This window comes from Winslowiella iniecta, assembly GCF_001267535.1.
Taxonomy (GTDB): domain Bacteria; phylum Pseudomonadota; class Gammaproteobacteria; order Enterobacterales; family Enterobacteriaceae; genus Erwinia; species Erwinia iniecta.
This window is the reverse complement of record NZ_JRXE01000008.1, coordinates 100,259-121,813: the sequence shown is the minus strand read 5'-3', so window position 1 is coordinate 121,813 and position 21,555 is coordinate 100,259. Positions and strand designations below refer to the sequence as shown.

At 54.5% G+C, this 21,555-nt stretch carries 18 protein-coding genes; 8 read left to right on the top strand and 10 right to left on the bottom strand.

The genetic code is table 11. The features are described from left to right. Both NG42_RS23400 and NG42_RS07410 read left to right on the top strand, forming a co-directional pair. Positions 1-626: GMC oxidoreductase (locus tag NG42_RS23400; protein ID WP_241488323.1), on the top strand; the 626-nt coding region annotated here is incomplete at its 5' end. Continuing rightward, complete coding sequence (locus NG42_RS07410; protein WP_241488322.1) at positions 626-1,942, top strand: cytochrome c; 1,317 nt, start codon at positions 626-628, stop codon at positions 1,940-1,942. The genes NG42_RS23400 and NG42_RS07410, both read left to right, overlap by 1 nt. A 40-nt stretch (positions 1,943-1,982) precedes the next feature. Here NG42_RS07410 and NG42_RS07405 read toward each other — a convergent pair whose 3' ends face one another. Further along, the gene (locus NG42_RS07405; RefSeq protein ID WP_241488321.1) at positions 1,983-3,344 is read right to left on the bottom strand and encodes an amidohydrolase family protein; all 1,362 of its coding nucleotides are present in this window, start codon (positions 3,342-3,344) and stop codon (positions 1,983-1,985) included. 420 nt (positions 3,345-3,764) lie between these two features. Between NG42_RS07405 and NG42_RS07400 the strand changes: the two genes are divergently transcribed. Beyond that, the gene (locus NG42_RS07400; RefSeq protein ID WP_277619515.1) at positions 3,765-5,237 is read left to right on the top strand and encodes a sugar porter family MFS transporter; all 1,473 of its coding nucleotides are present in this window, start codon (positions 3,765-3,767) and stop codon (positions 5,235-5,237) included. A gap of 66 nt (positions 5,238-5,303) precedes the next feature. Here NG42_RS07400 and NG42_RS07395 read toward each other — a convergent pair whose 3' ends face one another. Beyond that, complete coding sequence (locus NG42_RS07395) at positions 5,304-6,116, bottom strand: Cof-type HAD-IIB family hydrolase (RefSeq protein WP_052898636.1); 813 nt, start codon at positions 6,114-6,116, stop codon at positions 5,304-5,306. Positions 6,117-6,234: 118 nt separating this feature from the next. After that, positions 6,235-6,840 (bottom strand): glutathione transferase GstA, encoded by a 606-nt coding sequence (gstA, locus tag NG42_RS07390; RefSeq protein WP_052898635.1) that lies wholly within the window; start codon positions 6,838-6,840, stop codon positions 6,235-6,237. 197 nt (positions 6,841-7,037) lie between these two features. On the opposite strand from gstA, the gene NG42_RS07385 reads away from it, so the two are divergent. Beyond that, complete coding sequence (locus NG42_RS07385) at positions 7,038-7,787, top strand: response regulator transcription factor (protein ID WP_052898634.1); 750 nt, start codon at positions 7,038-7,040, stop codon at positions 7,785-7,787. Positions 7,788-7,816: 29 nt separating this feature from the next. Continuing rightward, positions 7,817-9,154 (top strand): ATP-binding protein, encoded by a 1,338-nt coding sequence (locus NG42_RS07380; RefSeq protein ID WP_052898633.1) that lies wholly within the window; start codon positions 7,817-7,819, stop codon positions 9,152-9,154. Here the strand turns inward: NG42_RS07380 and NG42_RS07375 are convergent. The 3 genes from NG42_RS07375 to dtpA form a co-directional block, all read right to left on the bottom strand. Further along, positions 9,151-11,097, bottom strand: coding sequence for a TonB-dependent receptor domain-containing protein (locus tag NG42_RS07375; RefSeq protein WP_052898697.1), 1,947 nt, complete (start codon positions 11,095-11,097; stop codon positions 9,151-9,153). The genes NG42_RS07380 and NG42_RS07375 overlap by 4 nt on opposite strands. An 85-nt stretch (positions 11,098-11,182) precedes the next feature. After that, complete coding sequence (locus NG42_RS07370; protein WP_052898632.1) at positions 11,183-12,343, bottom strand: RHS repeat-associated core domain-containing protein; 1,161 nt, start codon at positions 12,341-12,343, stop codon at positions 11,183-11,185. A gap of 177 nt (positions 12,344-12,520) precedes the next feature. After that, positions 12,521-13,990 (bottom strand): dipeptide/tripeptide permease DtpA, encoded by a 1,470-nt coding sequence (gene dtpA / locus NG42_RS07365; RefSeq protein WP_052898631.1) that lies wholly within the window; start codon positions 13,988-13,990, stop codon positions 12,521-12,523. A gap of 650 nt (positions 13,991-14,640) precedes the next feature. Here dtpA and betI point away from each other — a divergent pair. The 3 genes from betI to betA all read left to right on the top strand — a co-directional run bounded on the left by betI (position 14,641) and on the right by betA (position 18,491). Further along, positions 14,641-15,237 carry a transcriptional regulator BetI gene (betI, locus tag NG42_RS07360; protein ID WP_052898630.1) on the top strand — a complete coding sequence of 199 codons (597 nt, stop codon included), beginning with the start codon at positions 14,641-14,643 and terminating at the stop codon, positions 15,235-15,237. A 22-nt stretch (positions 15,238-15,259) separates the two neighbouring features. Beyond that, positions 15,260-16,726 (top strand): betaine-aldehyde dehydrogenase, encoded by a 1,467-nt coding sequence (gene betB / locus NG42_RS07355; RefSeq protein WP_052898629.1) that lies wholly within the window; start codon positions 15,260-15,262, stop codon positions 16,724-16,726. Positions 16,727-16,844: 118 nt separating this feature from the next. Beyond that, positions 16,845-18,491 (top strand): choline dehydrogenase, encoded by a 1,647-nt coding sequence (betA, locus tag NG42_RS07350; protein WP_052898628.1) that lies wholly within the window; start codon positions 16,845-16,847, stop codon positions 18,489-18,491. 167 nt (positions 18,492-18,658) lie between these two features. Here the strand turns inward: betA and nth are convergent, their stop codons facing one another. From nth to rsxD, 4 genes are all read right to left on the bottom strand, one after another. Beyond that, complete coding sequence (nth, locus tag NG42_RS07345; protein ID WP_052898627.1) at positions 18,659-19,294, bottom strand: endonuclease III; 636 nt, start codon at positions 19,292-19,294, stop codon at positions 18,659-18,661. Then, positions 19,291-19,992 (bottom strand): electron transport complex subunit E, encoded by a 702-nt coding sequence (locus tag NG42_RS07340; RefSeq protein WP_052898626.1) that lies wholly within the window; start codon positions 19,990-19,992, stop codon positions 19,291-19,293. Before NG42_RS07340 ends, nth begins: the two co-directional genes overlap by 4 nt. Beyond that, positions 19,985-20,617 carry an electron transport complex subunit RsxG gene (rsxG, locus tag NG42_RS07335; protein WP_052898625.1) on the bottom strand — a complete coding sequence of 211 codons (633 nt, stop codon included), beginning with the start codon at positions 20,615-20,617 and terminating at the stop codon, positions 19,985-19,987. The genes NG42_RS07340 and rsxG overlap by 8 nt, the downstream gene beginning before the upstream one ends. A 2-nt stretch (positions 20,618-20,619) precedes the next feature. Next, on the bottom strand, positions 20,620-21,555 hold a 936-nt coding region (gene rsxD, locus NG42_RS07330; protein ID WP_052898695.1), incomplete at its 5' end, for an electron transport complex subunit RsxD.

Below are 21,555 nucleotides of genomic sequence, written 5' to 3'. Positions count from 1 at the left end.
ACCACAGTCAGCTCGACTTTATTGGCGGGGCGGGAATTATGGGCTTTTCCACTAACGGTCGGCCGATTCAGAATATGGACGCGCTGCGGCCGGGCACGCCGCGCTGGGGCAGCGACTGGAAAGCGGGCTATGCCCGCGACTACCAGACGGCGGGCACCATCTTCTGTCAGGGGACGTCAATGCCGGTGCGCGATGCTTACCTCGATCTCGATCCGGTTTATAAAGATCGCCACGGGCAGCCACTGATGCGCATGACTTTCGACTGGAACCAGAACGACATCAATATGGCGAAATATGTTACCGATCGGGCGGTGGAGATTATGAAGCAGACCGGCGGTAAACATCTGGTGGTGGATAACCAGTCGCTGGAAAGCTGGAACCCCTATATGCAGCACAGTTCCCACACCATTGGTGGCGCGGTAATGGGGGCTGATCCCACCACGTCGGCGCTGAATCCGTATCTGCAAAGCTGGGATGCGCACAATCTGTTTGTCGTCGGCGCATCCGCCTTCCCGAATAACGGTGGCTATAACCCAACAATCACCGTCGGGGCGCTGGCGATTCGTGCGGCGCAGGCCATCAGCCAGACTTACAGCAAAAATCCTGCTCCGCTGGTGGAGGCTTGATGATGAGCAAAAAGAAAAAAATCGGCTATGCCGTCGCGGTGCTGGCGGTACTGGCGGGAATCGGCGCATCCGGAAGACTGTGGATGGTGATGGACAGTTCACGTTCGGCGGTCGCCGACGACAAGGTGAAACTGGCTGACTTTCACAGTGACGATCGGGCGGCGATTAAACGCGGTGAATATGTGATGCGCCTGGCGGACTGTGCCGCTTGTCACCAGACCGATTTTTCCGGCGGTTATAAAATCGATACGCCTTTTGGCGCGTTACTGACTTCGAATATCACGCCGGATAAGCAAACCGGTATCGGTAATATGACCGAGCGCGATTTCTTTAATGCGGTGCGTCAGGGGCGCGGAAACCACGGTTTCCTCTATCCGGCGATGCCGTATACCGCTTACAGCAAAATCAGCGACGACGAGATGCACGATCTCTGGGCGTGGATCTCCACGCAACCGGCGGTCAGCCGCGAGATTGACGAAAATGCCGGGATGAATTTTCCGTATAACATTCGTCTGGCGATGGCGGGCTGGAATATGTTGTTCTTTGATAACCGCGGTTTTGAGATCGATAGCGCCCGGAGTGAGCAGTGGAATCGCGGTAAATATCTTGTTGACGGGCCAGCGCACTGTAGCGTGTGTCACACCGCGCGCAACCTGCTGGGCGGTGAAGTCAGTGATGGCTATCTGCAAGGTGGCAGCCTCGGAGACTGGTATGCGCCGGATATCACGCCAAATCCACACGCCGGTATTGGAAAATGGCGCGATGAAAACGTCGCGGATTATCTGCGCAGCGGCTCGAATGGCGAAAGCGTTGCGGCAGGCCCGATGGCCGAGGCGGTGGAGCATTCAACTCAGTACTTTACCGACGACGATTTACAGGCCATCGCCACTTATTTGCGCGGTGTCCCGGCGTCAAAGACCGCACCAGCGCAGGGTTACGCACAGGATCCACAGCGTCAACAGCGTGCCGCGCTCAGTTATGAAGTGAACTGTTCGGCTTGCCATGGCTTACAAGGTGAGGGGATCAAAGGGATGGTACCGGCGTTTGCGGGCAATAATGCCATGCAACATGACCCGACCAATATGATCCATGCGATGTTGCGCGGCGCGCGCGCACCTCATACTGAACAGCGTCAGACGGCAGCCGGGATGCCCGCCTTTGACTGGAAAATGGATGACCAACAGATCGCTGAGGTGCTGAACTATGTGCGTAACAGCTGGGGCAATCAGGGTCAGCAGGTTACCGCGCAGCAGGTCACAACCCTGCGTGAACATACCGGCGCGGGCGATAAACTGAAAACGCCTGACGCTCGCTAACGAGCTATGCCTGCCTCCGCCGGGGGGCAGGCATCTTCAGCTAATCTTCCCGCGTTTGCGCCCGTGCCAGCAGGCGTTGCGCCGACTGCCGGGCCTGCAATAACAGCTCGGCCATGTCGATTCCCTGCATTTTCCCCTGATCTTTTATCAGTTTGCCGTCAACAATCACCGTCTCGACATTTTCTGGTCGTGCCGAGTAGACAATGAAGGCCGCCGGATCGCCACCGCCAAAGCCGCTCATATTCAGCGCCTGTGGATTGATAATCTGAATATCCGCACGTTTACCCGGTTCCAGCGTACCGGTTATCTCTCCGAGCCCGAGGGCATCCGCGGCGCGGCGCGTCACCAGCTCGAGTAATTGACGCGGGTGCGGGCGCGTCTCATCGCGGGTGGCTCCGCTGAGGGTCAGTGCCGCCAGGCGCAGACTGGCAAACATATCGCCACTGCCGGCCAGCGCATTTCCATCAATTCCCAGTCCCTGGCGAGTGACGGCGGCAAAGTGATCGAGTCGCGTGACACCGTAACCTACACGCTGTTCACTGACTGGCGTCAGCGCCAGGCTGCCACCGGCGTTTTGTAGCGCCGTCAGCTGCGCCGGTGTGGCATCGGTCGCATGGACTACCACCACTGAACGATGCAGATAATTTCCGGCTATCAACGCGTTGAACATCGCCTCAGCATCGCCGCTGACATGTACCTGAATGGGTAACTGATGCGTTCGCGCGAACTGATACTCCTGTTTGCGCATCGCCCAGTTTTGCTGATTAAGCAAATCGCGCGGCAGTCGCCACGCGAGTCCCGGCTGCACGCGCTGTTGTTTGTCCGTCACCAGCGTCACCAGATGATTAAGATCAATCGGTTTTTGCGTCGTTTTATCGGGACCACCGTAGTACATAATCGCGCGAATTCCGCTGCGTTGCAGCGCCTTGATTCCGGCGTCACCCCACGCCGGGCCGTGAATATTGTCAAAGAAGTCACCGCTGGTGGTGATTCCACCTTGCAGCAACTCCAGCGCGCCACTGTACATCGCAATCGCGATATCTTCGGGTTGCATCAGTTGTCCGAGACGGTTGCTGACCGGAAAGAATTGGCCATCCTGGTTGCGAAACTGACCGCGCAGAGTGGTGACCCACAGATGGGAGTGGGTATCGACAAAGCCCGGCAGCACAAATTTTCCCGCGGCATTAATCACGCGAGCGCCGGGAGCGGAGATATTTTTGCCGATCTGCACAATCTGGTTATCGCGGATCAGCAGATCACTCTCTGGCCGATCGACGCCGTCCGTTTGCATGGTGAGGAGAGTGCCGTTTTTAATCAACAGGGTATCGTGATGATTACTGGCGTTAACGCTGGCTGTAATGCAGGTAAACAGGGTTGCGATTAAAAGTTGCCGGGTGTTCATCATTTGCTCCATTAAGTGAGAGGGTCGTTGTTACGCTTATCCCTGATGACTGAAATGATATTTTCATTAAATTCTGGCACTAAAATAAATGTTTTTTATCACTGTGCTGCGATGCGCGACTGACTGACTCGTCGACAGGAATTTTTCCCGCTTTTTACTTTAGTCTTGCGATGATGATACAGGGCAGGCTCTTTACGGCTTGTTGTTGCTTAATATACTTAATTCTGCATAGTGGTCAGAATAGCAAACAGAGATGGCCGGTGAAGGTACTTTTTTGCACCCGGTAGCAAAAAATAGTTTTAACTCGCTCACATAAAAAGAATGAATGGTTCGATATTTTTTTGTTTAGAAAATATATTTCAGTTCAGGCGGTGCAGCTGACTGTCACCCTCTGAAAGCAAATCTGTTATTGATAAGAACCTGCGTACAGCAGCGATAAGGGCGAGAAAGATGGAAACCAGGCAAACGCGTTATAACATGAAGTACGTAATGCTCTGTTGTACGGTAGCCGCATTTGGCGGACTGCTGTTGGGCTACGACTCCTCGATTATATCCGGGGCAATCGAACCGCTCAGTGAGCATTTTCAGCTGTCTCCTGCGGAAACCGGTTGGGCAGTGTCCAATATCCTGCTGGGAAGTCTGGTCGGCTGTTTTCTGGCACCTAAACTGAGTGACAAACTGGGGCGCAAAAAATCGCTGGCGATTACCGCGCTGGTGTTTACGCTCTCGGTTGCCGGCACGGCGGTTGCCCATAATTTTACCGTTTTTGTGATTGCGCGCATGCTGGGCGGGCTGGCGATTGGCCTGGCGTCGGTGATTTCGCCGATCTATCTGGCTGAACTGTCGCCGTCAAAGTTTCGCGGCAGAACCACCGCGCTCTATTCGGTCTGCTGCGTCGGCGGCCAGTCCGTGGTGCTGCTGACTAACTACTACATTCATCAGTCGATGATGCCGGAAGCGATGGTCGATATCGGCTGGCGCTATATTCTGGCAACCGCGCTGGTTCCCTGCGCGCTATTTATTCTGTTTGTGATTTTTATTCCGGAATCACCACGCTGGAATGTGCTGAAAGGGCGGGATAAATCTGCGCTGGATACCCTGACCAAAATTTCCAACGGCCAACATGCGCAGACAGTATTTAATGAAATTAAATCCTCGTTATCGCAGAATGCCGCGCAGACGCACACCGCGCGTTTCAGATTAAATAAAACCACCGTGCCATTGCTGATTGTTGGTATTGGTCTGGCGGTAGGGAATCAGATCAGCGGGATTAACGTCATTCAGTATTTCGGTCCTTCGCTGCTGAAAAATGTCTTCCCCGACTCGGGGTCGGCGCTGCTGCAAACCTTCTGGCTTTCAGTCTGTCAGTTTGTCGGGGTATTAATCGGCATGTCGCTGATTGACAAAGTAGGGCGTCGCAAACTGTTGTTAATGGGTGCCATTGCTTCCTGCGTGTTCCTGACCTATTCGTTTGTCGCGTTCTACTATCACTTACCGGGTATGCTGGCAGTCATTGGCCTGTTCGCCTATATGATTTTCTTCGGTATTACCTGGGGTCAGATTGTCTGGACGGTGCTGGGCGAGCTGTTCCCGACCGAGATTCGTGCGGTCTGCGTCGGTATCTCAATCTGTATGATGTCCGTGGCTAACTTTATCATCAGTACCACGTTCCCGATTATGAACAGCAATCCCTGGTTGCTGGAGATATTCCACGGCGGCTTCCCGCTGCTGCTGTTCGCGGTATTCTCACTGGGGATGTATTTCTTCACCTTCCGTTATCTGCCGGAAACCGCTGGCGTTTCACTGGAAAAAATTCAGCATCTGGTGCTGGAGAAGTTTCATGTTAACGCGCCGGTCGATAAGGCCAGCGTCAGCAAAGCTGAAAATATGTAAACGGAAACCGCCGTTCAGTCTGTTTCCGGGGGGTAACAGCCTGGGCGGCGTTTTTCCTTAGTCTGTTCAGTTAAAAGGGGCACCACCTTCCAGTGCCCGCTCAATCACATCCAGCACCGCTTCCTCATTATTATGTCCTGCCTGATAGCGTGCCACCCGTTTAATCTCCTCACTGGCATTGGCCATACTGAAACTGTATCCGGCCATCGTCAGCATTTCTCTGTCGTTGGCGCTGTCGCCGAAAGCCAGCACTTCAGCATCATCAATCTGCCAGTGCCGTTGCAGAATCTTCAGGCCGTTCGCTTTATGAACGCCGGGGATAATCAGGTCGACAAAACCAAACCCACTGGTGACTGGAGTGACGCTGCCATTCAGGACGCTGTGCAAATGCGCAGAGAGTGACGGGATCAGCGCATCGTCCAGCGTCAGGGCGAACTTAAAGATATCGTCAGGCAGCTCAGCCACGTCATGATAGCGTTGCAGGCGATGGTAATGGCGCGACATGAGCGTGGTCACTTTCTCTGGCGCAGAATGATGCAGCCATGCACCTTGCTCGCCGCAAACCACAGTGTGCAGATGATCCCGTTGCGACAGTTCAGCCAGAATATGACGCACATCGTCAGCGGGAATATGACCACAAAACAGTGGCTGGTTTTCACTGGTTACATACGCGCCATTCTCGGCGACGAAGGCAATCTGCGCAGCAATTTCAGGGAAAAAACTCACCAGCTGATAAAACTGGTTGCCGCTGGCAACGACAAACTTAATCCCCTGGCGCTGCATTTCCTGATATTGAGCGCTGAAACGCGCCCGGTTGTAGCTTTTACTGTCACTCAGAAAGGTTCCGTCCATATCGACGGCAATTAATTTTACTGACACACCGGCACCTGTAAGTAAGATGGAAAGATCAAAGTGAGTAACAGTTTATGCTTTACAGGTAAGTTTAAAAGGGGCAAAGCTCAGCCGATCTTTCCCCTTTTACGCCAATTCGGTTGAGTTAAACCAGTCCTTCCGCTTTTAACGCGGCGGCGACGGCAGGGCGTTCAGCAACGCGTTCCATCCAGTTATTCAGCGCATCGAGCCCGTCAAGATTCAGTTTAAGCGCCCGCGCCCAACGCGTGACGGTAAACAGATAAGCATCAGCGACGGTAAAGCGTAATCCCATCAGCCATTGCTTTTCCTGCAACTGGCTGTTGACGTAGTTAAATTTCTTCTCAAGCAGGCTGCGCGTCAGCTGTTTATACTCTTCCGGCGTGGCCGGGTTAAACAGCGGACTGAAGCCTTTGTGCAGTTCGGTGGCGATATAGTTCAGCCATTCAATCGTGTGATAGCGCGTCAGGCTACCGGGCGGAGCCAGCAACTGGCGGTCGGCTTTCAGGTCGGCCAGATACTGCACGATAGCGACACCCTCAGTCAGCAGGCCGCCATCATCCAGCAGCAGTGCCGGAACCTGTCCTTTGGCATTGATTTGCAGATAATCTTCACCGGTTTCGGTTTTTTTACTCGCCAGATCGACATTCACCTGGGTGAAATCGAGGCCGCATTCGCGCAGCACAATATGTGGCGAGAGGGAACAAGCGCCGGGTTTAGAGAACAGTTTCATACAGTGCTCCTGAAGCTCAGAGAAAAGGGATCTCATCAGCTTAGTGCCGGAAACGACAGTTGTCAGTGATGTTATGTGCGCGAGTGAGTTTTTTGTTTGCGGCCCGGCTTGCTCCTTTGCTTGTCAATAATGAAAATTATTCGCAAAGAGGATATATTCCTGCCTATTACACCGCGCCGTACTGAGTTAGCACCGCTATGATTATCCCTGAAACCGTCACTGCCCAACGCGTGCTGGTGGTCGATGACCACCGTAAAATCCGCGAACCCCTGGCGGTGTACCTGCGACAACATCGTTTTGATGTCAGAACGGCGGAGAGCGCTGCCGCGATGTGGCTGATGCTGAAACAGCAACCCTTTGATATCGTCATTCTTGACGTGATGCTACCCGATGGCGATGGTATGGAACTGTGCCACCAGCTGCACCGGCGCACGCCTCTGCCGGTGATCCTGCTAACCGCTCGTGACGCCACCTGCGACCGTATTCGCGGGCTGGAGCTGGGAGCCGATGACTATGTGGTCAAGCCGTTCGAACCCCGCGAGCTGGTGGCGCGGATTAACAGCGTATTACGTCGCCACGGCAAGCAGACGCAGCAACCGCCCCGGGCATTAACCGATACCCTGCACCAGTACCGTTTTGCCGGTTTATCGTTTATTCCCGCCACCGGAATGCTCAGCGGCGACGGCGCTGACGCAATACAGTTAAGCACCATGGAAGGGCGTTTGCTGTCGGCTTTTGTCGCCCATCCCAATCAGGTACTGAGCCGCGATCGCTTGATCGACCTTTGTGTGCTGCCGGGTAATGACGTGTTTGATCGCGCCATCGACCGCCAGGTCAGCCGCCTGCGTCTGAAACTTACCCGGATGCTCCCGGGAGAGGAGTTACTGGTGACGGTGTGGGGCAGCGGCTATCGCCTTGCGGCTGACGTGCGCGTGCAGCCGTTGTGACCCGGTTAACAAACTTGTGGCCACGGCGGATGGCCAACCAGCTGGCGTTGTTGCTGATCGTGGCGCTGATGATATCCAATATGATTGCCATGGTGGTGGTGCAGTTTACCGGCTCGTTACTCCATCCGGTTTCACGCAGCTTTTCCCTTGAGCGGCTGGCTATCGCTTATCAGGCGGCAAATCGTTTACTGCCTGCCGACGCCAGGCTGTTGCTGAAAACAATGAATCACGGCGACGCCCGTTTTTGGTTGTCCGACCGGCCCGAAGTCGCGCCTTTCGGCATGTTGCCGGAGGAGCGGCGTCTGCGCGAGGATCTAATTTCACGCCTCAGCGCTGTCCGCGGCGACAATATTGTTATGCAGCTGGAAAGCGCGGACGGTGGTTTTGCTCGCTGGCATCTGTTCAGTGCCGCGCGCAAGGATCCGCTACGCTTGCGTACCAGCATCCTGTTGCCTGACGGCAGATACCTGAATGCGGTACAGCCGACCCTTCAGGCTTACCAGTGGAGCAGCTTGCTCTCTTACTCACTGCCGGTGACCAGTGTGCCGGTCTTGCTGATTGTCTTGTTCTTTATCCGTCGGGTGACGCAGCCGGTGAAAACGCTGGCGACGGCCACCGAAAAGCTGAGTCGCGGCGAGTGGGTCGCGGCGCTGCCATTATCCGGCCCTTACGAGGCGCGCGAGCTGACCCAGGCATTTAATGTGATGCAGGAGCGTATCGCCCGTCATATCGAAGGTCGCACCCGCATGCTGGCGGCACTCAGTCACGATCTGAATACGCCGCTGACTGAACTCCGCTTGCAGGTGGAATTGCTGGAACCGGGAGACGCACGTGACGATATGCTGGAAAGTCTGAGTGAACTCAGCGCCATGGTCAGTGAAACCCTGAACTTTATCCGTGACGATGCGGTACAGGAACAGACTTGTCGTCACTCGATTACCGCGTTGCTGGACGATCTCGCCAGGCGCTATCGCACCCTCGGGCAGCCGCTAATCTGGCAAAGTGCGGAACAGATTGCCATCCGTTGCCGTCCGCTGGCGTTAAAACGCGCGCTGACTAATCTGATCGATAATGCCCTGTTTTATGCCGGTGATGCCACACTCAGCCTTGAACGCACTGCTGTCGGGGTGCGCATTGAGATACGCGATCACGGAAAGGGGATTGCGCCCGCACTGCTGGAACAGGTGTTCGAGCCTTTTGTTCAGCTGGATCATCAGCGCAAAGGGGGAAACAACAGGGCTGGCGCGGGATGGGGGCTTGGGCTGTCGATCGCCCGCGCCTGTATTCATGCCCATGGCGGCGAGCTGATTCTGGAGAATCGCCCGCCCGCCGGGTTATGCGCGATAGTGCTGTTACCGCTGAGTTAGAAAGTCAGCGTGCTGCCGAACCAGAAAGTACGACCGTAGTTAACGGTGCCGTAAGTTTCGTCGTCGAGGCGCTTATCATTGAGGTTGTAGATTGCCGCATTCAGAGCAACCACGCGGGTCAGCTGATAAGAGCCGCCGATATCTGCCGTGGTGTAAGATGGCGAAGGCTGCGCGCTGACGGTATTGCCAAACTCTTTGCCATAGTAGTTTACCGAGGTCCAGAGTTGCGCCCGTTCGCTGATATCCCAGTCGGCGCGCAGGTTGGCTTTCCGCTTCGGCGTCAGCGCCAGCGGCGCGCCGGCATTGGCTCCGCTTTTCTGCTCAGAATCGGTCCAGGTAAAGTTGGTTTTAACCGCAAAGCCCGGCAGCATCTGCCAGCGACCATTCAGCTCGATGCCTTTAATCACCGCTTTATCAATATTGACCCGATCCATAATGGTATAGCCATGCCACTGTTTATCGGTGGTGACGGTGGAGAGCTTATCTTTGAAATCATTATAGAAAACGGTCGCCCCGGCAGAGAGGGTATCGCGGTCAGACCATAGCGCCGAAAGTTCATAGTTGGTACTGGTTTCCGGCTTCAGATCGGAATTACCGAACATCACCCATTTGTTGCGCCGCAAGACCGCATAATCATCGATTACCGCCCGCAGTTCCGGTGCCTTAAAGCCTCTGGCGACACCGCCTTTTAACGTCCATTCATCGGTTAAATGCCAGACGCCGTACATGCGCGGGTTAATATGGCTGCCGTACTGCTCATGGTGATCCAGACGCAGGCCGGTGGTGAGGGCAAAGTTTTCGCTCATGCGCCATTCGTCTTCGGCAAATACCGCTTTTTGCACCACATCAAACCGATAGTTTTTGCGGTCGTTAAGCCCCTGATTCCAGTCGGTCAGCGCGCTTTGGTTCCACTGTACGCCTGTCGTGACCGTATGGTAATCGGTGGGGATCACCAGCTTGCCATCGAATACGCTGTTTTTGATTTCTGGTTTACGCCCCAGCACATCGGTCTGACTTTCGCTGGCAAGCCCTTCGCGGCTGGTTTTTTCCTGGGAGAACGAAAGGGTGGACGTCGCCCAGTCCCAGCGGCCTTCATGGGAGATTGACCAGTGATCGCGATTATTCTTCTGCTGACGAGTGGCCCAGTCAGGACTGAAGCCATCGCCATTTTTCAGTCGTGTGGCCCCGGCTTCCAGCAGGATATCCTGATTGCGGGTTGGTGTGAACGCCAGACGTGCGGTGATATCTTTATGCTTCGCCTGAGTAAAACCCTTGGTGGTCTGCACATCGTCATCGGCCTGACGGTCGAGATAGCGTCCCCACACCTGCAAGCCAAGCAGATCCGGCACCAGCGGGCCGTTAAGATAAAATTGCGTCTGGCTGGCATTGCCCTGATCGCTGTGCTGACGCGCGGAGTAATCCCAGGACACCGAGCCGCCCCAGTCTTTCGCCACCTTGCGAGTGATGACATTAATGACCCCGCCGATGGCGTCCGAGCCATACAGCGAAGACATGGGGCCACGGATCACTTCAATACGCTCGATGGCTGCCGCAGGTGGCACAAAGCTCTGCTCATAACCCGCGTTACCGTTGACCCGCGAGTCACGTCCGCTCTGGCGTTTGCCATCGACTAACAGCAGAGTGTAATCGGCAGGCATGCCGCGAATGGAGATATCGGTCTCGTTGGCTGCGCCATTGACCACCACCCCTTCGACTTCACGCACCGCATCGCCAAGATTCTGGAATGAGCGCTTCCGCAGATCCTCGCCCTTAATCACTGTAATGGAGGCAGGAGCATCCTCCTGATTTTGCTCGAATCCGGCGGCGGTAACGACCATATTGGCCGCTGCGGACTCATCGGCAAAGGCAACAGGGGACAGAGGGAATAGCAGGGTAAGTTTAATGACGCCGACCAGCGGGCGTCGGTGAAAGTCAGGGCACATAGTGCGGTACATCTCCGAAGGTATGGTTTAAATGCGAATCATAGGCATCCTCATTCGTAAAGGTTGGACAAGGTGTGACAGACTGTCAGTAATTTCGGTAAATCCGCTTCCCGCCAGGAAAATAGGTGACAGGGTTATAATTATACAGCGGATCATTCTTGGTAATATGAAATGCGCCTGCGCCAGGCGCCGTGAAGTTGGTTTTAAATGCATCGAGTGCGGCAACCGTTTCTCGATCGGCTGCCCGCAGTGATGTGAGAACCTCTCCGGTTATTTGCATAGTCCTGAGGTAGGCAGTCTGCATAATGTCGTCAATACCTTCGGTTTCCACACAGACCTCGCCGAGATAGCCCGTGGTTGGCAGTTTTGTCACATCGGCAACCTGCGCGGCAAAGCTATTCCAGCCCCCTTCAGCCGAATGACACATCACGGTTCTTATTGAAGAGTAATGGCTAAAATTATAGCCGCCGGCATGGAGTTGATTCGCAAAATCTGTGCCGTCGTAAACCATATCTGCGACATTATCGAGCATAATGCGGGCGGTTCCTCGTTCATAATGACCATGTGTGACAAGTGTCAGTCTGGGTTTGAGGCGACCACGATGAATATCCTCAAACAAATAGCACATATTATTATCTTGCTCATCAGCGAACTCTAAATCAGCGTGGCCGAATACGTTGATTTTTTGGATGGTATCCCAACCCATAATGGTTCTGTTGGTGAAGCCTGGGGTAGCAGCGCTTCCACCAACGTGCAGAAAGGCACTGAGGCCATGTGCCAGGCCAACCGCACCTGCTGCGAACGAAAGCCAGCCCAGGGCTACAGAAGCCCGTGGATTACTGCTCTCCAGCGCGCCGCTGGCGATAGCGGTAACGTCCGAGATTATCCCTGCCGATCCCAGCAACAAGGTCTCCGCTGAGGCTGTGCCGATGGCTGATATCAGACCACCCGCAGCGACAATCGAGGAGCCAGCGGTAAACAGCGCCAGCGACAGTCCGGCAACACCCATTGCGATCCCCATCCAGCCTTGCCAGCTGAAGTGGCCGCTTGGATCGGCGCGGTTAATCGGGTCGCCTGCGCACCAGCCATACGGATTGATTCCTCCGATCCCAAATGGACTAAAACTGTCTGGGCAGTCAAAGCGCTGTAACGAGGGGTTATACGCGCGATATCCTTTTCCGGGGTGATAATTGTCACTGACCGGGTCCAGACGTTCCCCGTTAAATCCTGAAATAAAGCTGTTCATAGAGATACTCCGGCAGATTGAAGAAACTCAGTCATACCATGAGCGAGGGGGCGGAGAGGAAGAAGAAGAAGATAAATAACCTCACCGCGGGGGGGATATCACAGAGTATTGCTGTAGCACGCAGGCAAAAAAAAGCCGCCTGCAAGCAGACGGCTTTGGATTCCCTTCAGAACCTGGTTACTCTTTACCTTGCGTCATACGGTTCAGCAGCGGCGCGGTCAGCAGCATCAGTAGCGCAATCACGCCAGTGGCAATACCAATCTGCAGGAAGACATCACCATAGACATGCAGCGATTGCAGCGGGTCGGTGACGTTCTCCGGCACGGCCATCAGATTGGCAATTTTACCGGCAATAATCGCCGCGCCAGCGGTAGTCAGGAACCATGCGCCCATAATAAAGCCCATCAGACGCTGGGGAACCAGTTGTGCCACCATCGCCAGGCCGAGACCTGAAATCATCAGTTCGCCGATACTTTGCAGCGCATAGCTGAGGATCAGCCAGTTAACCGAGACGATACCGAGGTTGCTGGCGAATTTAGTGCCCAGCGGCAGTACCAGGAAGGCGGCGGAACAGAGCACCATACCGATGGCAAACTTATGCGGCATTGGCAGACGGTCACCCATCTTGTTGTAAATGGCCGCCAGAATTGGGCTGCCGACCATAATCCAGAACGGATTCAGCGCCTGATATTGCTCGGGCTGGAAGGTAATTCCGAACAGGCTGTGCTCAACGTTACGGATAGCAAAGAAGTTCAGTGAGGTTGGCATCTGGCTGTAAAGCACAAAAAACACCACCGCTTCCAGCATCAGCAGGAAAGCAACAATCATCTTACGACGAGCGGCACCCTTCATGGCGAAAGCTTCTTTACCAAACAGCAGGACAATACCCAGCACGATACAGCCTAAGGCGATACGCGCGATCTGCTGGTTGTGCAGCAGCCAGGTGGCGACGGTAATCACCAGCAGGATACCAACAAGGGTCAGCAACAGTTTGCGCATAACGACCGGCGCGAAGTCGGGTTTCGAACCATGGTTTTTTACCCAGCGACGGCAGAACAGGAAGTTGACCAGCGTGATCAGCATACCGACAAACGACAGCGAAAACGCCACGCTCCAGCCGTAATTCGCTGCCAGCCACGGTGTTGCCATGATTGAGAACAGCGAACCAATATTGATCGCCATATAATACATGGTGAAAGCACCATCGAGACGGGGATCGTCTTTGGCGTAGCAGGTTGAGAGCAGTGAAGAGGGGTTGGCTTTAAACAGGCCGTTACCGACGGCGATGGTCGCCATACCGATATACACCATGCTTTGATCGTGACCTGACCAGGCAACCAGACCATAACCGGTGGCCAGCACCAGAATACCCAGCACAATCACGCGTTTGGTACCCAGCACTTTATCACCCAGCCAGCCACCGACCGCCACCAGGCCATATACCAGTGCACTGAACGAGGAGAACAGGGTGATGGAGTCGGCTTCGGACATCCCCAGCATTTTGACCAGGTACACCGCCATAATGGCTTGCAGGCCGTAGTAACCAAAACGTTCCCATAATTCGATCGAAAAAATCAGATAAAACGACCTGGGCTGTTTAAACGCATTGAGGCTAACCTCATCAGTGTGTTTGTTTGCAGTTGACACTTGTACCTCTGGATAGATGCCAATTTCGCATCGGGAATTAAGCACGCGTAATACCGGCAGAGTATTCGGTGCGTTGTTATAAGATGGGAAAAACGGCGGTTAATTTCGCTGATCCTGCGGCATCAGGCAAGCCTTTTTTCATCCGCTGTTAACCCTGACGAAGCTGGTGTTAATCAAGGTAATAGCGGCTGTTAAATGGTGTTAAATGTCGGTTATGGTGAATTTATGGAAATATTACTCTGTATTATTGGCGGTTTTTTGTGCGAAAGTTGCATAAAGCTCCATGTTGAAACCGCGCAACATTTATGATGGTTATGTCTAATTTTTATAGATTAAAAATCTGTTAATGCCTGATTCGTTGATTTTTTATTCGAGTTGCTGATTTTTTGGCTGACAATTGAGTCAGGAACCAAGTTAGTGTGATGGCGATCACGAACTAAAACAATATTTTAGCCAGCGAAAAAAGCCAGTGCGCGGTAGCCTGCATCGCCCTGCTTAACTGAAAAAGTCGTTTAGATACTGATGTATTTATCCTTAAACAGAGTAGGGTTTTGTTGCCTGGTTGTTATACAATCAGGTTTTTATTGATTGAACGTTCAATATAAAAAAGCTACTATATGGGTTATTGAAAAGTCGGAAGCGATGAAACGATGCCAAAAGTTGGAATGAAAGCCATCCGTCAGGCACAGCTGATAAATGCAACATTGACGGTTATTGACCGCGTCGGACTGGCAGAAGCCAGCATTGCGGTTATCGCGAAAGAGGCCGGGGTATCAACCGGTATTGTCAGCCATTACTTTGGTGACAAGAATGGATTGCTGGATGCCTGCATGCGGCAGATTCTGACCGACCTTTACCTCGCGGTTGAGCGCCATCGTTTCCAGGCCGAAGATACGCCACAGGCGCAGATCCGGGCGATTATCGACGGCAACTTTGATTTAACCCAGGTGGCGGCCCCGGTGCTGAAAACCTGGCTGGTGTTCTGGACTAACAGTTTGCATCAGAAAAATTTGCAGCGTTTGCAGCGCGTCAACGATCGTCGGCTGCATTCCAATATTACCGCACAGTTTGCTCGTGTGTTACCCCGCGAACAGGCACGTCAGGCCGGTAGTAGCCTGGCAGCATTAGTTGATGGCCTGTGGCTGCGTATGACGTTAGCACCACAGCCAATGGCTCACGGCCTGGAAGATGCCCGTGAGCTGTGTTATCAGAATCTTGCGCTCTGGCTGAATACGCCAGTTCGCTAAATCCCTCAGTAAAGGAGGAGTTATGGCAGAACTCAACCGTCGTGGTTTATACATCAATGGTCGTGAAGAAGCAGGCCACGGTGACGTCTTCACCAGCGTTAACCCGGCTAATGGCGAGGTCATCGCCGAAATCACCGCCGCCACCCGGCAGGATGTCGATCGTGCCGTAGCCTCGTCACTGGCGGGTCAGCGCATCTGGCGCAGCTATACCCCGGTTGAGCGTAGCCGGGTACTGCTGAAAGCCGTCGCGCTGCTGCGTGAACGCAATCAACAGCTGGCTGAGCTGGAAACGGCCGATACCGGTAAGCCAATCAGCGAAACCGCTGCGGTGGATATCGTCACCGGTGCTGATGTTCTCGAGTACTACGCCGGGCTGGCACCTGCGGTGCAGGGTGAACAGATTCCGCTGCGCGACAGCGCGCTGGTCTATACTCGTCGTGAGCCGCTGGGGGTGTGTGCCGGTATCGGTGCCTGGAACTATCCTATCCAGATCGCGCTGTGGAAAAGCGCGCCAGCGCTGGCGGCCGGTAATGCCATGATCTTTAAACCCAGTGAAGTGACGCCGCTGAGCGCCCTGGAACTGGCGAAAATTTTCAGCGAAGCCGGTCTGCCGGATGGCGTATTTAACGTGGTGCAGGGCGCGGGTGAAGTCGGTAAGGCACTAAGCCAGCATCCGGATATCGCCAAAGTGTCCTTTACCGGCCAGGTGGAAACCGGTAAGCGCGTGGTCGCCGATGCGGCGCTCTCCAACCTGAAAGAAGTCACCATGGAGCTGGGTGGCAAGTCGCCGCTGATTGTGTTTGACGATGCGGATCTGGAGCGTGCAGTCGACGGCGCGATGATGGCGAACTTCTACAGCAGCGGCCAGGTTTGCACCAACGGCACGCGGGTATTTGTCCATCGTTCACTGCTGAATGCCTTTGAACGTCGTCTGTTGCAAAAAATCGCCAATATTAAAAGCGGCGACCCGCGCGATCCTGAAGTGAACTTCGGCCCGCTGGTCAGTGAAGAGCACTGCAATAAAGTGGTCTCTTACCTCAAGCTGGGTAAAGAAGAGGGCGCACGACTGCTGACCGGAGGTCATCGCATCACGCACGGTGCGCAGGCAAAAGGTTTCTACGTTGAGCCGACGGTATTTACCGATTGCCACGATGAGATGCGGATTGTGCGTGAAGAGATTTTCGGACCGGTTATGAGCATCCTGGTGTTTGACGACGAGCAGGAAGTGATTGAACGCGCCAATAACACCGAGCTGGGCCTGGCAGCGGGTCTGTTTACCCGTTCACTGGATCGTGCGCACCGCGTTATTCATCAGCTGGAAGCCGGTATTTGCTGGATCAATACCTGGGGTGAATCACCGGCACCGATGCCAGTTGGCGGCTATAAGCAGTCTGGTCTGGGTCGTGAGAACGGTGTGGAAACGCTGCAACACTATACGCGGACCAAATCGATTCTGATTGAGATGGGTGAGTATCCATCGGCGTTTTAATCCGGTTGTAAAACTGTTTTTCTGGCCGACAGCCTGAGCTGTCGGCATTGGCTTTGATACCCGTCCTGCTGAATACAGCACTGCTGAGGAAGGTACGACGGGTAACGCTGGAGGTTTAATGCAGAAATTTGACTATATCATTATTGGCGCGGGCTCCGCAGGCAATGTACTGGCGACCCGATTAACTGAGGATGCTGACGTATCGGTACTTTTACTGGAGGCAGGCGGCCGCGATCATCGCCTGGATTTCCGTACCCAAATGCCAGCCGCTTTGGCGTATCCTTTACAGGGCAAGCGTTACAACTGGGCGTTTGAAACCGATCCGGAACCGCATATGGATAATCGCCGTATGGAGTGTGGCCGCGGTAAAGGTCTGGGTGGCTCCTCGCTGATCAACGGGATGTGCTACATCCGTGGTAATGCGATGGATTACGATAACTGGGCGAAAAAAACCGGTTTCGATAACTGGTCCTATCTCGACTGCCTGCCTTATTTCCGCAAGGCGGAGAAGCGGGATATCGGCGAAAACGACTATCACGGCGGCGGCGGTTATCTGAGCGTGACCACGCCTAAAAGCGGCAATAATCCGCTGTTCCGCGCGTTTATTGACGCGGCCGTGCAGGCCGGTCACAAGGAAACTGATGACCTGAACGGTTATCGTCAGGACGGTTTCGGCCCGATGGATCGTACCGTGACGCCAAATGGCCGCCGTTCCAGTACCGCACGCGGTTATCTCGACGTGGCGCGTCAGCGTCCGAACCTGACTATCGTGACCCATGCGCAGACCGATCGCATCCTGTTCGACGGCAAAACCGCGACTGGCGTAAAATGGCTGGTAAAAGGTCAGCCGCATCAGGCGCAGGCTAACCGTGAAGTCTTGCTGTGTGCTGGCGCCATTGCGTCTCCGCAGATCCTGCAACGCTCCGGCGTGGGGCCGGAAGAGTGGCTGCGCGAGCTGGACATCGACGTGGTTCATGCGCTGCCGGGCGTTGGCCGTAACTTGCAGGATCACCTGGAAGTGTATATGCAGTTCCGCTGCAAACAGCCGGTCAGCCTCTATCCGTCACTGAAATGGTGGAATCAACCGGCGATCGGTGCCGAGTGGCTGTTTAAAGGAACCGGTATCGGTGCCAGCAACCAGTTTGAAGCCGGTGGTTTTATCCGCAGTGATGACCAGCCAGACTGGCCGGATCTGCAATATCACTTCCTGCCGGTGGCGATCAATTATAACGGCAGCAGCCCGGTCAAAGAGCACGGTTTCCAGGCCCACGTTGGCCCGATGCGCTCGATGAGCCGTGGCCGGATTAAGCTGAAGTCAAAAGATCCGTATGACGCGCCGTCCATCTTCTTTAACTATATGTCGGAAGCGCGTGACTGGCAGGAGTTCCGTTCAGCGGTACGTCTGACGCGTGAAATTATGCGCCAGCCGGCGTTGGCCGAATACTGCGGCGAGGAAATTCAGCCGGGTATAGAGGTTCAGAGCGACGAGCAGATCGACGCCTTTATCCGTGAACACGCGGAGACCGCCTATCACCCATGCGGCAGCTGCGCGATGGGCAGCGACGAGATGGCGGTAGTGGATGCAGAAGGGCGCGTGCACGGTATGCAGCAGCTACGCGTGGTTGATGCGTCGATTATGCCGCAGATTGTCACCGGCAACCTGAATGCACCGACGGTGATGCTGGCGGAGAAAATCTCTGATGCGATTCGCGGCAAAGCGCCGTTAACGCGTTCAGCAGCCGAGTATTATCAGCTACAGCGCTAAGTTGTGGTCAATGGCGGCGTGTAGCACCCTGCCTGTCAGGTTTCGCTATATGACGCCTGATTCCCCAGGGGCGATGTTGTCGCCGCCCGTGCCGCAGATTAGCACTGTGTCGCTCATCAAAAAGGGAGCCGAAAATGGCTCCCTTTGATTATTCAGCGATAAAAAAATTAAATCTCAACTTTCTCTTTATACTCGCACAGATCTTCAATCAGGCACGATCCGCAGCGCGGTTTGCGCGCCACGCAGGTATAACGGCCGTGCAAAATTAGCCAGTGATGGCAGTCTACTTTGAATTCTGCCGGTACCACTTTTAACAGCTTCTCTTCCACCTGCTCGACATTTTTCCCCGGGGCAAAGCGTGTGCGATTGCTGACGCGGAAAATATGCGTATCCACAGCAATAGTCGGCCAGCCAAAGGCAGTATTTAACACCACATTGGCGGTTTTGCGTCCGACGCCGGGTAACGCTTCCACCGCAGCGCGGTCTTCCGGCACTTCGCCCTGATGCTGTTCCAGCAAAATGCGGCAGGTCTTGATCACATTCTCCGCTTTGCTGTTAAACAGACCGATGGTCTTTATATACTCTTTTACGCCATCAACGCCCAGCGCCAGCATAGCAGCTGGCGTGTTGGCCACCGGATAGAGCCTGGCGGTGGCTTTATTGACGCTGACGTCCGTTGCCTGAGCGGAAAGCAACACGGCAATCAGCAACTCAAAAGGAGAGCTGAACGCCAGTTCGGTAGTCGGGTGAGGATTGTTATCACGCAAACGGCTCAGAATCTGATGTCGTTTTTCCTTGTTCACATCGCTTTCCCGGTATGGCCCTCTGGTTCGGCCTGAGTTTCAGCAGCACGTGCCGCAGCACGCTCCTTCATTTTCTTGTCGATCATATATTTACCGGCCAGCATCATGCCAAGACCAATAAACGCGCCGGGTGGCAGCATCGCCAGCAGCATCGGCGAATCAAAATGGACCACTTCAACGCGCAGCACTTTTGCCCACGGGCCAAGCAGCTGGTCAGCACCATTAAAGATGGTGCCGTTACCAATAATCTCACGGAGGGAGCCAAGCACAAACATCGCGCTGGTTGCGCCCAGCCCGGTGGCACAGCCGTCAAGCGCCGACAGCGGCACGCTGCTTTTGGAGGCGACCGCTTCTGCACGACCGACCACAATACAGTTGGTGACGATCAGCGGGATAAAGATCCCCAGCGACTGGTACAGACCGTAGGCATAGGCGTTTATCAGCATCTGCACGCAGCTGACCACCGCGGCGATAATCATTACGTAGATCGGAATACGAATTTCCGGCTTCACCCAACGGCGTGAGGCGGAAATTGCGCTATTGGTGCAGGTCAGCACCAGGGTAGTCGCCAGACCGAGACCCAGCGCGTTGGTGGCGGTAGAGGTCACCGCCAGCAGCGGGCAGAGCCCCAGCAGCTGTACCAGTGCGGAGTTATTCTTCCACAGGCCGTTTACCAGTAACGTTTTCGCTTCACTCATTATTCTCTCCACACGCTGGCAGCGATGAGAGTTGCGCCGGCAGCGTTTCTACATACAGGGTGGTGCGTTTTACCGCATTGACCACCGCGCGCGGCGTAATGGTCGCGCCGGTAAACTGGTCGAAATCACCGCCATCTTTTTTCACCGCAAAATGGCTGTCGTCAGGGCCAGAAATCTGTTTGCCGTTAAAACTGTTAATCCAGTCGGAAATGCGCAGTTCGATTTTATCCCCGAGACCCGGCGTTTCATGGTGTTCCACTACCCGGGTACCGTACACTTTGCCGGAAAAATTCGCCCCCACCAGCAATTGGATCTCACCAGAATAGCCGTCCGGCGCGGTACTCTCAATCGCGACAGCAACCGGTTTATCCTTCATTCGCGCCAGGTAAAGATGGTGCGGTTTAGCGTTACCCAATGCTTTATCCGTGACAACGTAACATTCCTGTTGTATCGAATTGTCGTAAACTTCGGGCGGAACCACCTGATCCAGCAGTAATTTCTGCTGCACCGCAGTCTGATGTTCAATAGTGGGCTTGGTCACCGCATTAATCACTGCGGTAACGCCGGTGGTGACTGCGGCAAACAGAGCCAGCGTGACACCATTTTTTCTGATCGAATCGAGCATACTCATTCTTTACGATGTCCGTAAACGCGCGGCTTAGTATAGTAGTCAATCAGCGGCACGGTAATATTCGCCAACAGTACCGCAAAGGCCACGCCATCAGGATAGCCGCCAAAGCTACGGATCAGCCATACCAGCAGACCAATCAGCGCGCCAAACAGTAGCCGGCCTTTATTGGTGGTGGAAGCGGTCACCGGGTCAGTGGCGATAAAGAACGCCCCGAGCATGGTGGCACCGGAGAACAGGTGAATCATCGGTGACGCCAGGCTTTCCGGGGAGAGCAGCCAGCCGATTGTGGCACAAAAAGCCAGCGACAGCAGGAAACTCACCGGAATTTGCCAGCGAATACTGTTGGTCCACAGCAGAAACAGACCGCCCAGCAGGTAGCCAATATTAATCCACTGCCAGCCCAGACCGGCCAGGACGCCGGTGTAGATCGGCTGCGCCATCAGCTGCTCAGCACTGTGACCCGCGCGTAATCCGGTTTTAAAGTTGTCCAGCGGCGTGGCCTGACTCATACCATCCACACCCACCTGTAGATGCTGCATGGTTTCACCCGCCAGCGTATGGTTACTGAAAATCATGCTCAGCGAATCCATCAGTCCAGGGGTGATTGACTGCAATGACTCCGGTGGCAACCAGCTGGTCATCTGTACCGGGAAAGAGATCAACAGCACTACGTAACCGATCATTGCCGGATTAAACGGGTTCTGACCGAGACCACCATACAACTGTTTGGCAATCACCACCGCAAAGGCAGTACCCAGCACGATAATCCACCATGGCGCCAGTGGCGGAATACTGATGCCGAGGAGCAGCGCAGTCAGCAAAGCCGAGTTATCGGCGAGATTCGCGCTGACCGGCTGTTTCCTTAACTTGAGGATAATGCCCTCAGTTGACCAGGCAGTAATCGCGGCCAGCGCAACCTGAATCAGGTTGCC